Annotated in this window: 13 protein-coding genes; 1 reads left to right on the top strand and 12 read right to left on the bottom strand. The window is 57.3% G+C overall.

Annotated features, from left to right (window positions below; all coding sequences use genetic code 11):
* Positions 1-2: 2 nt before the first annotated feature.
* Genes BM323_RS19240 through BM323_RS19230 form a run of 3 tightly spaced genes read right to left on the bottom strand, consistent with a single transcriptional unit; the run spans position 3 to position 3,459 of the window.
* Positions 3-710, bottom strand: a complete 708-nt coding sequence (locus BM323_RS19240) for a class II glutamine amidotransferase (protein ID WP_008105281.1) — start codon at positions 708-710, stop codon at positions 3-5.
* The gene (locus BM323_RS19235; protein ID WP_008105280.1) at positions 698-1,975 is read right to left on the bottom strand and encodes an ATP-grasp domain-containing protein; all 1,278 of its coding nucleotides are present in this window, start codon (positions 1,973-1,975) and stop codon (positions 698-700) included. The genes BM323_RS19240 and BM323_RS19235 overlap by 13 nt, the downstream gene beginning before the upstream one ends.
* Before the next feature lie 17 nt (positions 1,976-1,992).
* Positions 1,993-3,459: a hypothetical protein gene (locus BM323_RS19230; RefSeq protein ID WP_008105279.1), complete on the bottom strand. Its 1,467-nt coding sequence runs from the start codon at positions 3,457-3,459 to the stop codon at positions 1,993-1,995.
* Between the two features lie 212 nt (positions 3,460-3,671).
* Here BM323_RS19230 and BM323_RS19225 point away from each other — a divergent pair, with 212 nt between their 5' ends.
* Positions 3,672-5,108: an aminotransferase-like domain-containing protein gene (locus BM323_RS19225; protein WP_008105278.1), complete on the top strand. Its 1,437-nt coding sequence runs from the start codon at positions 3,672-3,674 to the stop codon at positions 5,106-5,108.
* Positions 5,109-5,165: 57 nt separating this feature from the next.
* Here BM323_RS19225 and BM323_RS19220 read toward each other — a convergent pair whose 3' ends face one another.
* The 9 genes from BM323_RS19220 to BM323_RS19180 all read right to left on the bottom strand — a co-directional run bounded on the left by BM323_RS19220 (position 5,166) and on the right by BM323_RS19180 (position 14,352).
* Positions 5,166-6,413, bottom strand: coding sequence for a valine--pyruvate transaminase (locus BM323_RS19220; protein ID WP_008105277.1), 1,248 nt, complete (start codon positions 6,411-6,413; stop codon positions 5,166-5,168).
* Positions 6,414-6,495: 82 nt separating this feature from the next.
* Entirely contained in the window at positions 6,496-7,470 is a 975-nt protein-coding gene (ghrB, locus tag BM323_RS19215) for a glyoxylate/hydroxypyruvate reductase GhrB (RefSeq protein WP_008105276.1), read from the bottom strand.
* A gap of 50 nt (positions 7,471-7,520) precedes the next feature.
* Entirely contained in the window at positions 7,521-8,804 is a 1,284-nt protein-coding gene (locus BM323_RS19210; RefSeq protein WP_008105275.1) for an MFS transporter, read from the bottom strand.
* A 143-nt stretch (positions 8,805-8,947) separates the two neighbouring features.
* Positions 8,948-9,892, bottom strand: a complete 945-nt coding sequence (locus BM323_RS19205) for a sugar kinase (protein WP_008105274.1) — start codon at positions 9,890-9,892, stop codon at positions 8,948-8,950.
* A 10-nt stretch (positions 9,893-9,902) separates the two neighbouring features.
* Entirely contained in the window at positions 9,903-10,649 is a 747-nt protein-coding gene (locus BM323_RS19200) for a sugar phosphate isomerase/epimerase family protein (RefSeq protein ID WP_008105273.1), read from the bottom strand.
* 125 nt (positions 10,650-10,774) lie between these two features.
* On the bottom strand, positions 10,775-11,800 hold the full coding sequence (locus tag BM323_RS19195; RefSeq protein ID WP_008105272.1) for a LacI family DNA-binding transcriptional regulator: 1,026 nt from the start codon (positions 11,798-11,800) through the stop codon (positions 10,775-10,777).
* A gap of 58 nt (positions 11,801-11,858) precedes the next feature.
* Positions 11,859-12,863 carry a LacI family DNA-binding transcriptional regulator gene (locus BM323_RS19190; protein WP_008105271.1) on the bottom strand — a complete coding sequence of 335 codons (1,005 nt, stop codon included), beginning with the start codon at positions 12,861-12,863 and terminating at the stop codon, positions 11,859-11,861.
* A 156-nt stretch (positions 12,864-13,019) separates the two neighbouring features.
* Positions 13,020-13,682 (bottom strand): OmpA family lipoprotein, encoded by a 663-nt coding sequence (locus tag BM323_RS19185; protein ID WP_008105270.1) that lies wholly within the window; start codon positions 13,680-13,682, stop codon positions 13,020-13,022.
* 109 nt (positions 13,683-13,791) lie between these two features.
* Entirely contained in the window at positions 13,792-14,352 is a 561-nt protein-coding gene (locus tag BM323_RS19180) for a DNA-3-methyladenine glycosylase I (protein WP_008105269.1), read from the bottom strand.
* Positions 14,353-14,370 lie beyond the last annotated feature (18 nt).

Here is a 14,370-nt window from a genome sequence, read left to right as displayed (position 1 = left end):
GATCACTCCCCAATAGGAAATTCATGAAGTTCATGGTTACTCATACGACGCCATTCAGACGCCGTGCCCAGTGCTGAAATAGGTTCAGAAGAGATGAAAGTGGTGTTGTTGTTCTGTAAGCGGTGCAGCGTGAAATAGTTGGGATAGGGCGTATCGTCGGGATGCCATTGCCATGCCCAGGCTTTATCGCGAGTGACAAAAATGGCGTTGGCCGAACTGCCGCCCGGCGCGACCTGCGCCATCTTGTCGCGCAGATAATCGCGGGTGAAATCGGCGGGCGTGGCGCGATCCACTACATATTCCAGATACTCAGCGGAATCAAAACGCGACTCCGCCATGCCCAATTGCTGATAGACGGTGGGCAAAAAACCGTTATGCATCATGTACCACTGCGTGGCGCCGCTGGTGCGCCACAGCGGATGGGAAAATTCGATACCGTGATTTTTGCTCAGCGTAGCGTGGCGTACATGCACCGCCAGAAAGCGGCCGCGCAGGCGATCAACATCAATGGTCGGCAACGCATCGGCGAAGGTGCCGGTGCCGTGCAGCGTGCGAATGTGCCCTTGTTCCAGCCATAAACAGCCCCAACCGTTGGGATGCTGTTTAATCGGACCTTCGTGCGTGGCGGTCTCGCCGCAGCTCATGGCACGCGCGGCGTCCAGCACCGCAGCGGCATCAAATTGGCCGTGCGCCACAATCATTCTGCACATAGTAAATCTCTCCGTGTGGTGAGCGATGAGACCTCAAGAATCTGATGGAACACCGCCAGAATCTCGTCGCGGCTGGTGGCTGCGAGGCGGAAGGTGGCGAGAATGCCGGCGTGGCGGGTTAAATCGGCATACAGCGAAGAGCGCGGCGAAACCGCCAGCGCGGGCAGATTGAGCGGCGGCAACAGCTGACCGCGTTGATGCTGTTCGATCCAGCGTTCAGCCGCGTCATACTGCAGGCGCTGACGCAAACGCACGCGGCCCACCGCCTGCGGCTGCGGCGGGAAATGCAGCGGCGGCATGCCGTGACCGGCTTCAATGTGAAACGCCACTTCTGCCCAGTTGATGCCGGTGACTTCCTGCACCAGATTCACCACGCCCATGCCGGAAAGGCGGAAGCCCATTTCGAGGAAGTGCGGTTCGCCGTTGACCAAAATAAAGTCGATATGAAACGCGCCCTGACGATAGCCGAAGGTTTCGCAGCAGAAGCTCATCAGGCTGGTAAAGCTGGCGGGCAGCTGTTGCGCCGCGACCGCCACATGACCGGATTCGTAAAAACTGACGCAGCCATCGGCATCGCTATGGTGTTCGATCACCTTTTGGCAGCAGGTCAGCGCCACGGCGTGGCCGTCCGCCGCCACGCCTTGCAGCGAATACTCATCGCCCGCCAGCCAGCTCTCCACGATAAATCCGCTGAAGCCGCGTCCGCCGTAATTCATGGTATCGACCAGTTTGCCAATCACCGCATCAAGCTGGCTGGCCTCTTTCACCAGCCAGATGCCAAGCCCGCCGCCGCCATCAACCGGCTTAATCACGCAGGGATAGAGCAGCGCTTCACGCGCATCCCGAATGCTGAGCGGCGAGGCAAAAAAGCGAAATTCCGGCTGCGGAAAGCGCTGCCAGGCTTTACGTAACGCCATGCGCTGCGCGTACTTATCCGGCGGAATAAAGCTCACACCAGCGTCGGGCCCCGCCAGCAGTTCGCGCACGCGACCGGCGCTGGCGTTGTAGGCTTCAAAGCCTGCCAGCACCACGTGAGGATGTTCCATCAACCCGGCGTGCAAACAGGCTTGCAGCACATCCCACGGATTTTCCGGGCGATCGAGCCGCACAATCAGATCGAACGGCAACGGAATGCTCAGCGATTGGTAATCGACGAAGTCGCCCATCTCCGCCAGCACGGTAAAGTAGCCCTCGCGTTTGGCCACCGCGCAGTAAGGATTTTGTCCGTCGCGGGTGGCGCCAATCTGCAGGAAAATCTTTCTCATCGCGTTGCCTTACCGGGTTAACGCCCGGAGATCACTTCAGTGACGACGTCTTGCATGACACCGTTATTCACCTGAATCACTGCTTTATGTGGGTCAAAACGCAGCACGCGCGAAAGCGCATCGCCGCGCTGATCGTCCAGCAGTGAACTCACCTGCGCGCTGCGCCAGCAGTGACGCATCTGCGCCACGGTCAAACCAGAAAGTTGCTCCAGCTGCTGCGCCAGCAACAGATCGTCGCTTTCGCCGCGCAGCAGGGCGCGCACCGCCGCTTCGTCCGGCGCATCGACCAGCTGTTGCAGCCAGCTTTTCAGCTGATGGCCTTCGGCGATAAACGGCGAATAGATCATGCAAACCAGTTGGGTTTCATTGAGGCCAAATGCTTGTTCGGCGAACTGCGCGGCGCGCTGGCGGGCGCGCTTAATCGCCTCATCGTCCTGATAGCGTGCCGCCATCTCATCGATCAGCTGCGGCGGGAAATCCTTTTTCACCATCAGCCCGAGCGCAAAGCGCACATATTCGCGAATGCCTTCGGCGTAGCTACGCTGCAACAGCGTCTCCGCTCGCAGACCGCGAATATGTGCCATTAACGTCGGGTTACCGCAGTCCGATTCGGAGAAGCTGAACATCAGCTCATCAAAGCGGAAATGCATAAATTCGGTCAGTAGCGCCCAGTGCGCACCGGCTTCATACGCGGTGTCTTGATAGATGTTGAAGAACAGCGGATCGCGTTCCAGCTGCCAGGTAATGCGGTGCGCGGGTGTCACCTGGTCGGCGCCGTAGATATCGGCGAAATAGCGCTCGGCCACGCCATCCAGCGTCTGCAGGAAGCCGCTAAAGCCGCGCGATTTATCCGCCACCGGCGCATCAAACAGCCGCGAAAGATGGCGCGCCCACGCCAGATAAGCGGTTTGTTCCTGCGGCGAATCGCCGGTGATGATCACATCAACGCCACCGTCGTAATGCGCTGCCAGGCCAAACGAGTTCACCATGCTGAGATTGCAGGCGTTACAAAAGGTGGATCGCGCATCGGCGCGGAAGCGGTGGCCATTCATCAGCACATCGTTGCGATTCTGCTGGCGCACGCTATCGGGCATCGGTAAATGGCGGTCGAAGTGACGGATTTGCAGGCCGTCGGTGACCAGACATTCGGTAAAGTCATCATCGAGGATGTGCAGCGCGCGGTATACGCGATCGATATTCTCCATCACGCTGTCGTTCATCGCCGCATGACGGTTGGTGCTGATGCGCAGCTGAAAGGTGCTGCCGTGCTGCTGCCAGATCAGCCCCTGAATGTAGCGCACGTACGCCACCATATAGCTGCTGTCTTTGCCGCCGCCGTAGGCCAGCAGCACGCGGTTATTTTCCGGGTGCGCGGCGTCGGGAAGTGCGGCCAATAAACGGCGTGAACAGTGTTGCGCAGAATCGATAATCGTCGGGGTGAGATATCCACTAATCTCTCGCATCATGGTGGACAGATTATTCATTTTCACTTCATCCTTTGGCTAATAAAGTCGCTGTTGCCGTGCTGGCGGCAACAGACGGGAAATGGGCCACGAAGGTGCTACGGAATGAATTTTTTAGTCGGAAGCGGCACTGCAACTAATGCGTATGGTTATCAATTAACTAATGCAGCCTAAAGTACTTTGAATGTAATCTGGTGAAAACGCACAGATCCGGACGAAATAGGGTGGAACAGATGGCGGGTGAAACGGAACAGGGCAGTCGTTACCGTCAAATCGCAGAGCAGATAAAACAAGCCATTCACAGCGGCTCGCTGCCGCCCGACAGCCGTTTACCGTCGGTGCGCACGCTGGCGACGCAGTACAGCGTCAGCATGACCACCGCGCTGAAAACATTACGTACCCTTGAGGATGAGCACTACGCGGTGGCGCGTCCCAAGTCCGGTTTTTTTGTCGCCCCGCAGCCTGCTAATAAAACGTTTCCCACCGTCATCAACGAGCAAGCGCGCGAAGTGGCGCCGCTCGACGAGCAAACCGAACTGCATCTGGCGATGCTCGGTTCAGACTGCCGCGTACGGCTCGATCTGGCCAACGGCGATATCTCACTCTATCCGGTGAAGAAGATTGGTTTACTGATGCGCCAGATGGGATACAGCAAACCGGCGCTGCTCGGCAACACCGTGAAAGGCACCGGCTATGCGCCGCTGAAAAATGAAATTGCGCGCCGCGCGGTGGATTATGGCTGCAATATCAACGCTGATGACATCCTGATCACTAACGGCTGCATCGAAGCGATTTCGCTGGCGCTGCGCGCTACTACGCGGCCGGGCGATATCGTCGCGGTGGAGTCGCCCTGCTATTTCGTGCTGCTGCAGATGCTGCATAACCTCAATCTTCGGGTAATTGAGGTGGAAGCCGGGCCGGAAGGCTACGTTAATGTGGAGAAACTCACCGCGCTGTTTCAGCGTAAGGCGGTGCAGGCCTATCTCACCATCAACAACATCAATAATCCGCTGGGCAAAAGCATTCCCAACGAGCAGAAAGCTTATATTGCGCGTCAGGCCGACGAGAACGATGTGGTGATCATTGAGGATGATATCTTCGGCGATACCGCATTCGGTGAACGCCGCCCGTTCCCGATGCGCGCCTTCAGCCCGAACGCTATTTTGTGCAGCGGCTTCTCGAAAACCGTCGCGCCCGGCATTCGCATTGGCTGGGTGCACAGCAGCAACTACATGCGCAAAATCGCCTCGCTGAAATACACCACCAGCATGGGCACGTCGGTATTGTCGCAAGCGGCGATTGCCGAACTGCTGCGCAGCGGCGGCTACGATGCGCATCTGCGTAAGCTACGGCGTGAGTTGAAGAATCAAATCCAGCATATGCGTCAGGCGGTGCTGCGCTACTTCCCACCGGGCACGCGGGTTTCTGATCCTGAAGGCGGCTATGTGTTGTGGGTGGAAATGCCGATCGGCGCGTTGAATGTGCGCGCGCTGTTTCTCAAGGCGCGCAATGCGGGCATCGGTATCGCGCCGGGCCACATTTTCGCCACCGATCACCGCTACGATCACTGTTTTCGACTCAATGCCGGGTTTGGCTGGAATGCCGAAGTGGAGCAGGCGATTCAGCAACTGGCGCAGTGGTGCCAGTTGTCGTTGCCGGCGGGATTGTAGGGTCGCCATTTATGGCGACCTGGCCGAACACCGCACGATTATCGGCGACCTTGCCTATTAATCGCTAAATGCGGCTTCCAACTCTTCCGCCAATATCTGCACCGCGCGCTCAATCTTCTCAGCATCCGGCACATAATTCATGCGCATGCATTGATGGGTATGTGGCCATTCGTGTTCCAGGCCGGGGAAGAAGAAGTGGCCGGGCACCATCAGCACGCCGCGCGCTTTCAGGCGCTGATACAGCGTTTCGGTGCTGATCGGCAGATCGCGGAACCACAGCCAGAGGAAAATCGCGCCTTCGGGTTTATGAATCAGGCAGCGATCCTCTGGCAGATAGCGGCGCAGAATCGCAATCGTCTCGCTCACTTTGGCCTGATAAAACGGCTTAATCACCTCTTCCGACAGACGCAGCAAATCCCCGCGCACAATCATCTCATTGGCAATGGCAGGTCCGATGCTGCCCGGTGCCAGGCTGATAATCCCATTCATGTTGCCAATCGCGGCGATTGTGCTCTCATCGGCGACGATAATGCCGCAACGTGCGCCTGGCAGGCCGAGTTTCGACAGGCTCATGCACAGAATGGTATTGGGATTCCACAGCGGGCGCGCTTCGCTAAAGATGATGCCGGGGAACGGCACGCCGTAGGCGTTATCAATCAGCAGCGGTACGCCGTGCTGCTGTGCCAGCGCATCCAGCTGCAGCAGTTCGTCATCGGTGATCACGTTGCCGGTTGGGTTGGTCGGGCGCGATACGCAAATCAAGCCGACATCGTCATTCAGCGGCAGATGATCGAAATCGACGTGATATTTGAACTGGCCTTCCGGCAGCAGCTCAATGTTGGGCTTGGCGGAGACAAACAGATCCTCTTCCAGACCGGCATCGGCGTAGCCGAGATATTCCGGTGCCAGCGGGAACAGTACGCGCTTTTTGCTGCCGTCGGCGCGACGTCCGGCGAACAGATTGAAGAGATAGAAGAACGCGCTCTGACTGCCGTTGGTCAGCGCGATGTTTTGTGCGGTTAAAGGCCAGCCAAGTTCTTCACGCAGCATCTTCGCCAGCGCATCCAGCAGCAGCGCTTTGCCGCGCGGACCATCGTAGTTGCACAGCGCTTCGCTCAGCTTGCCGTCCTGATGCATCTGCATCAGCAACTGGTTGAAATAATCATTCATCGCCGGGATCTGCGCCGGATTACCGCCGCCAAGCATGATGGTGCCGGGCGTGCGCAGGCCTTCACCCATGTCTTCCATCAGACGTGAGATGCCGGAGTGTTGAGTAAATTTGTCGCCGAACTGAGAAAAGGACATAGGAAGTTAAAACGTTGTGAAATCGAATGGGGAACCACCATAGCGCCCGCCGCTGGCAGGCGCAATGGGTAAAACAGCAAGCTTAGCCTTGGATCTGCGGGTTAACGCAGTTTTTCTCGACTTTGCCACTCAGGGCGGCGATCAGGTTATCTACCGCGTCGCGCGCCATGCCGTAACGGGTTTCATGCGTGGCGGAACCAATGTGCGGCAGCGCCACTACGTTCGGCAGCGTCAAAATCTCGGCATCGGCAGGCACCGGTTCAACTTCGAACACATCCAGACCGGCGGCGTGGATGGTGCCGTCTTTTAGCGCCGCAGTCAGCGCTTGCTCATCCACCACCGGACCGCGACCGGCGTTGATCAGAATTGCGCTTGGCTTCATCAACTTGAGCTGCGCCGCGCCAATCATATGGTGCGTCTGTTCGGTCAGCGGCAGGCTGATGCAGACAAAATCACTCTCTTTCAGCAAGGTTTCCAGATCGCAGGCACGCGCACCAAAGCGCGTTTCCGCCTCTTCATGCTGACGGCGCGCGTTATAAAGAATGTTCATGCCAAAGCCAAAGTGCGCACGCTGCGCCAGCGCCAGGCCGATGCGGCCCATGCCGAGAATGCCGAGGGTTTTGTGGTGCACATCGATGCCGAAATGATCCGGGCCGATGCTCTTTTTCCACTCGCCAGCTTTCACCCACTTATCCAGCTCGGTCACGCGACGCGCGGTGCTTAGCACCAGCGCCATCATGGTGTCGGCGACGGTTTCGGTCAGCACGGTTGGCGTATGCATCAGCAACACCTTGCGTTGATTCAGCGCGTCGACGTTGAAGTTATCGTAACCCACCGACACGGTGGAGCAGGCGCGCAGCGCGGGCATTTTTGCCAGCAGCTCGCCATCCACTTTGCCGCCAGAGCCGAGCAAACCTTGCGCCTGTTCGAACTGCGCCGCGTGTTTCTGGATGGTTTCCGGCGAAATGTCATGCACTTCAGTGACGGTGAAATGGGCATCCAGCTTGGTGCGCAGGTCATCTGACAGGCTCTTATAAAGAATCACAGCAGGTTTCATCTTTTGCTCCCTATAAAATGGTGAGGAGGCCTTGAGGCCTCCCGAATTGATTACGCGTGCTTTGCGCCATGCATCGGCGGCGATGTTTTATTCTGCGCCGGTTTGACGATCAATGTCAGCCAGACCGAGGCCAACAGCGCAGCACCCATGAAAATGTAGGAGGCGGCAGGCGAACCGGTCGCGCCATTAAGATAGCCTACAATCCACGATCCGACGAAGGAACCGAGAGCGCCCATGCTGTTGATCAGTGCCATCGCACCACCGGCAACGTTGCGCGGCAACATCTCCGGAATGATGGCGAAGAACGGACCGTACGGCGCATACATCGCACCACCGGCGATCACCAGCAGCGTATACGACAGCCAGAAGTTGCTGGAACCGACCAGATACGAACCGAGGAACGCCAGCGCGCCAATCAGCAGCAGCGGCCAGACAAACAGTTTACGGTTCTGGGTCTTATCGGAGGCCCACGAAACCACAATCATCGCAATGGTCGCCACCAGATAAGGCACTGCAGACAGCCAACCGGCCTCTACCATGCCCATCTGCGAACCGTTACGCAGAATAGACGGCAGCCACAGCACGAAACCGTACACGCCGATGCTCCAGGCAAAATATTGCAGGCACAGCAGGATCACGTTGCGATTACGGAACGCTTCGCCGTAGTTACGTACCGCTTTAATGCCTTCCTGCTCTTTTTGCAGCTGCGCCTGCAGCGCGGCTTTCTCGCTTTCACTCATCCATTTGGCCTGGGCCGGTTTGTCCTGCACCAGGAACCACCAGGCAACCGCCCAGATCACTGCCGGGATGCCTTCGAAGATAAACATCTCGCGCCAGCCAAAGGATTCAATCAGATAGCCGGAGACCACCGACATCCACAGCACTGTCACCGGATTACCGAGGATCAGGAAGGTATTGGCGCGCGAACGCTCGGATTTGGTAAACCAGTTGCTGATATAGATCAGCATCGCCGGCATCACCGCCGCTTCAACCACGCCGAGCACAAAGCGGATTGCTGCAAGCATCGGGATGTTGCTCACCACGCCGGTCAGCGAGGCGCAGCCGCCCCATAAAATCAGGCACCAGAAAATCAGCTTCTTCACGCTGCGACGTTCGGCATACAGCGCGCCGGGGATCTGGAAGAAGAAGTAGCCAAGGAAGAACAGGGCGCCCAGCAGCGATGACATGCCTTTGGTGATGCCGAGATCGTCATTTATCCCTGCGGCAGAGGCGAAGCTGAAGTTCGCCCGGTCCAGATACGCCAGACTGTAGGTGATAAACACGATGGGCATGATAAACCACCAGCGTTTTGGCGCGATTGTCTGCGATTTCATGGGTGACTCCTCTGGTTGAGGTGGACGCATTCAGTGGATGCGCCTCGCAATATAGTTGTAGTAGGTACAGATATTTTTTAAATCTTTGTTTGGCGGTCGCCATAAATGGCGACCCTACAAAACGCATCGACTATCGTAAATATTTAATAATCGCCCAACGCCGCACGTGTCGGCAGGCCTTCGCTGTCGCCAGCGACCTGAATCGCCAGCGAACCGATTTTATTACCGCGCAGAATCGCCTGCGGCAGAGATTTTCCTTCGAGCAACGCGCTGATCAGCCCAACAGCAAAGCCGTCGCCCGCACCCACGGTATCAACCACGTTCTCGACGCGAATCGGTGCGACCTGGCCTTGCTGGCCGTCGGCGGTTTTGTACCAGGCGCCGTCTCCACCGGTTTTGATCACCACCGCTTTCACCCCTTTATCGAGGTAAAAATCGGCGATGGCTTCCGGCTGGCGATAGCCGGTAAGAATCAAACCCTCTTTCTCGCCCGGCAGCACCCAATCGGCGTATTCCGCCAGATGATTGAGCTGTTTACGCATCTCCTCTTCGCTGCGCCATAACACCGGGCGCAGGTTGGGATCGAAGGAGATGGTTTTACCCCGCGCTCGCATCTCTTTGGCCGCGTGTTGCGCCAGTGCAAGTGAGCTGTCGGAGATCGCCGCCGCCACGCCGCTTAAGTGCAGATGGCGCGCGCTGCCAAAGTAGTCATCGTTGAAATCGTCGGGCGACAGATGGCTGGCGGCGGAGCCTTTGCGAAAATATTCCACTTCCGGATCGGAGCCGTCATCGACGCGGGATTTAAGTTGGAAACCAGTGCGATAGCGTGCGTCGGTGGTGACGCAGCGGTGATCGACGCCCTCTTTTTCCAGCTGTTGCAGCGTGAAACGACCAAAACTGTCGTCGCCGACGCGGCTCACCCAACCGACCTGCAAACCAAGGCGCGCCAGGCCAATCGCCACGTTGAGTTCGGCTCCGGCAATGCGTTTGACGAAGCCTTCCGCTGCGGCGAGATCGCCGGTTTGCTGGGCGATAAACATCGCCATCGCTTCGCCAATCGTCACCACATCCAGCGTTTTTTGCGTCATCATCGGCTCCTTACGCTGCACGCAGCAGGTCAACGTAATGGCGAGTTACCGCCAGCAAATCCGCACCTTCCAGCGGGAATTCGATGCCGCGCGGCGCGTCGGTTGGCAGCGCGTTCAGCAGCGAGCGCCAGCTATCGTCGGCCTGATCCAGCGCGATAGCGCGGAAAGTCTCGCCGTGCGGCACCGCCGTTTTAACGTGAATATAGCTAACGTAGCGGCTGAGCTGAGCTGCGGCCTGTAAACCGTCTTCGCCGGTCCACTGCCAGTTGCCCATATCGAAGGTCATATCCAGCGGTAACGCGGCATCGCAGGCTTGATGGAAGAAGCGCAGCATCGGCGCCAGTTTGCTGTCCGGGGTTTGATCGTTTTCCACCACCAGCGTCACCGTTGAGGCTTGCAACACAGCGCGCAGCGCGCTGGCATCGAGTTCCACAAAATGACCGAGCGCCACTTTCAGGCGCTTAGCGCCGATTTGTTCAGCTTCCTGCAGGAACTGCGCCAGACGCGGATTCAGCGCGCCATCATCCAGCCACAGTGCTTCCGGCACGGAATAGCTGGCGCTCAGCTGATGCTGGGAAATCGCATTGCCGAGTGCGTGCAGCAAGCAAAGTTCGTTTTCGTTGAACAGCTCGCGACGGATTTCAACGCCATCCGCGCCCGCCTGTTTGATCAGCGGTAACAGCGCGGCCTGGCCACCCAATTCCGCTACTTTCTGCGCGCCGTATGCGGCAGTTACAACAATAATTTCTGGTTTCATCACGTTTCTCCGGGCATGACCACATCCCATTCGTTATAAAAAACCTAAATGGAACCGGTTCCAAAGAGAAGGGGCAGACCGTGAAATTATGATCATGCTCACGAAGTGAGCCATAAAAGTGGAGGTTAGCGCAGCGGCTGGCTGGAGCCGCGCACGATCAGCTCGCCGGAGAAGAGCTGTTCGCTGATCGATTGCTCGCTGCCTTCGATGCGTGCAATGACTTGTTCCAGCGCGGCGTAGCCAATCTGCCAGGTGGGCTGTTTTAACGTGGTGATGCCGACGCCCGCCAGCGCCGCCCATTCCAGTTCGTCAAAGCCCAGCAGGCCAATCGCTTCGCCCCAGCGCAGCTCAAGACGCTGCAGCGCGCGCGCCACTTGCAAGGTCAGCGCGCCATTGGCGGCAATCACCGCACAGCGTTTATCTGCATGGCGCTGCTGGAACTCGCGCAGCTGTTTTTCCAGCGCGTCGGGCTGATGCAGCGCCACTTCGGCATTCTCTGCCGCAATCTGTGGCGCACTTTTCACCGTGTCGTAGAAAGCGCGCAGACGTTCGCGGCGCGTGTTGACGCTGCCGAGCGGCTCGCTGAGGAAGAGCAGGGCTTGATAGCCGTTATCCAGTAAGTGTTGGGTGGCAATTGTGGAGGCTTCAACGTTGTTGAGCCCCACCATATCGCAGGCGAAATCGGGGATTTTTCGGTCAATCAACACCATCGGCAGCATCGACTGTTGCAGCCGATTGAGCACTTCTTCATGCATGCCCACGGCATTCACCACAATGCCTTCTACCTGATAGCTGCTCAGCAATTGTAGGTAATGCTGTTCGAGATCGACTTCGTTGTTGGTGTTACACATCAGCAGGGTAAAACCCTGTGCACGACACGCCGCTTCGATGCCGCTCAGCACGTCTACCGAGTAAGGATTGGTAATGTCGGCAATGATCAGGCCGATCAATCGCGTGCGGCCGCGTTTCAGTCCACGCGCCATCTGGCTGGGACGATAGTTGAGTTCGGCGATGGCCTGTTCGATACGGGCTTTGAGATCGGGCGAGAGCAGATTCACTTCGCCATTAAGATAGCGGGAAACGCTGGTTTTACCGGTTTTTGCCGTACGGGCAACGTCACTGATTGTGGCTCGTGGCGGCCTGGTTTTCATTGCTTACACCTGCTGAAAAGAAACAGGCGAAGACTAACACAGCTCGGGCCAGGCGCAATCATTGCGCGTCAGAAGTGAGTCGCAGCACCGGTTGCCACAGCGTTTGCAGCTCGCTCAGCGGTGCATCATCAAGCAGTTGCAGCACCATTTCGGCGATGCGCTCGCCAATCTGCTGTTGGGATGATTGCAGAATGGCATTTACCGGCTGATCGACAATCGAATCGGGCGGCAATCCATCATAAACATACAGCGGAATTGCCTGCGCGCCCTTCAGGCGGGCGGCCTGCTGCAGCGCAATCGCGGCTCCTTCACCCAGCGTGCTGCAATCGGTGATGATCGCCTGCGGCGCATCGCCTTGGGCCAGCCAGGCATTGGTTTGTTGATAGCCGGATCGGCGCGTGGCGGGCAACGCAGCCATCAGAGATTGATCGACGGGCGCTTGATGCTGAATCAATGCATCAATAAATCCCTGGCGGCGATCGAGGATGTACGTCGCCGATTCGTTACTGCCGAGATAAGCCAGACGCAGCCATCCTTGTTGCAGGCAGTGTTCTGCCGCGAGAAAAGTACCGGCGTGATTATCGTAATCTATCCACGCGTACGGCAGCGGCAACTCGCTGCGGCCGAGCGTCAGGAAGCGGAAACCTTTCTGCTGCAAGCGTTGCAAACGCGCATCCTGCGGCATGGTGTGGGTTAAAATCAGGGCATCGATGGCGCCGCTGCGCAGCATGCGAATCAGCTTGCGTTGCAGCTCCTGCGGTTTATCGGGTAGCAACAGCAGATCAATATCGTGCTGCGCCAGACGTTGATCGAGCGTCAGCAGCATTTGGCTGTAATAGCTGTCATTGAGTGAGGCGTGGCTGATGGGAAAGAGCAGACCAACCGCATTGGCGCGACCGGTTTTCAGGCGGCGGGCCGCATCGTTGGGGCGATAACCGCGCGCTTGCGCTTCATCTTCAATGCGTTTGCGCGTGACGGCCGCTACATCGTCATAGCCATTTAGCGCCCGGCTCACGGTAGTAACAGAGAGGCCAAGGGTAGCGGCGATGGCTTTCAGTGACATGATAGCGTCCCATTGATCAATTTTTGATCACGCTAGCATAAAGGAAAAGGCGGCTCTATCAGTTACGAATTTTTTAGCTTTTTCTGACAAAGATGGCGTCAAAAGTGGCGAAAAAGAGTGATAAAAGCCGACCTGCTCACGCAGTCGGCTCTACTTTTAGCTCAGCGGGCTGAGGGTGATCTCAACGCGACGGTTCTGTGCTTTACCGTCTTCAGTGCTATTGCTGGCGACCGGATTATCCGGGCCTAAACCCTGCGTGCGCAGACGATTTTGCGCCACGCCCTGCAGAATCAGACCGCTGGCGACGCTGTCAGCACGCTGCTGTGACAGACGCATATTCAGCGCGCGCGTGCCGGTGCTGTCGGTATAGCCCACCACATTCACGGCGGTTTTTGGATACTCTTTCAGCACCATCGCGACGCCGGTCAAGGTGTTGGCGCCCGCCGGTTTCAGGTTGCTGCTGTTAGAATCAAAGGTGACGTTATTTGGCATGTTGAGCACGATGTTGTCGCCCTGACGCGTCACGCTGACGCCGGTGCCACGCATTTTGTCGCGCAGTTTCGCTTCCTGTACATCCATGTAATAACCCGCGCCGCCGCCCAGAGCAGCACCGGATGCCGCGCCAATCAGCGCGCCTTTACCGCGATCTTTCTTCGACGACGACAGCACGCCCACGCCCGCGCCCAGCACCGCGCCTAAGCCGGCACCGATGCCCGATTTGCCCGCCTGCGATTCGCCGGTATACGGATTGGTGGTACAACCCGACAGCGCGAGGCTGCCGCTCAATAACAAGGTCAGCGCCAAAATACGCTTATTCATGAAAAATCCCTCACAGATTTAAACGGGGAAAAGTCCCAAAACGGCACTATTATGCCGTTCAATTATGGGGAAATGCGTGAGGGTCAGTCTTAATTTGTAAACTTTTGCTTTAAAGATTATCAGGATGGCAGAAACAGCTGGTTTGATGGTCGTTAATTAAGCCGCAGGCCTGTAGAAATGAGTGGCAGGTTGTTGGGCCGACGAATTTAAAACCACGCTTCTTAAGCACTTTAGAGAGCGCAATGGCGGGCTCGGAAGTGGTTGGCGCGTCTTTGTAATTCGCGTAACGGTGCAAAATCGGCGTATGGTCGACAAAAGACCAGATAAAGCGCGAAAAGTCCTCTCCGGTGGCCTCTAGTGCCAGCAATGCTCGCGCATTGTTGATAATCGCTTCCAGCTTGCCGCGATGGCGAATCAGTCCCGCATTTTGCATCAGACGTTCCATGTCGCTTTCATCCATCAACGCCACGGCATCAGGATCGAATTCATGGAATGCGCGGCGGTAATTTTCGCGTTTTTTCAGCACGGTAATCCATGAAAGCCCCGCCTGCTGTCCTTCAAGACAGACCATTTCAAATAAGACTCGCTTATCGGTTTGCGGCACGCCCCACTCTTTATCGTGGTACGCCAGATACAGTGGATCCTCAGTTACCCAGCCACAACGTTGCATTGCATCACTCCCTTAGCA

The sequence above is a fragment of the Pantoea sp. YR525 genome, from assembly GCF_900116775.1.
GTDB lineage: Bacteria > Pseudomonadota > Gammaproteobacteria > Enterobacterales > Enterobacteriaceae > Pantoea > Pantoea symbiotica.
The sequence above is the reverse complement of the archived record's forward strand: the minus strand, read 5'-3'. Positions and strand labels throughout refer to the sequence as shown.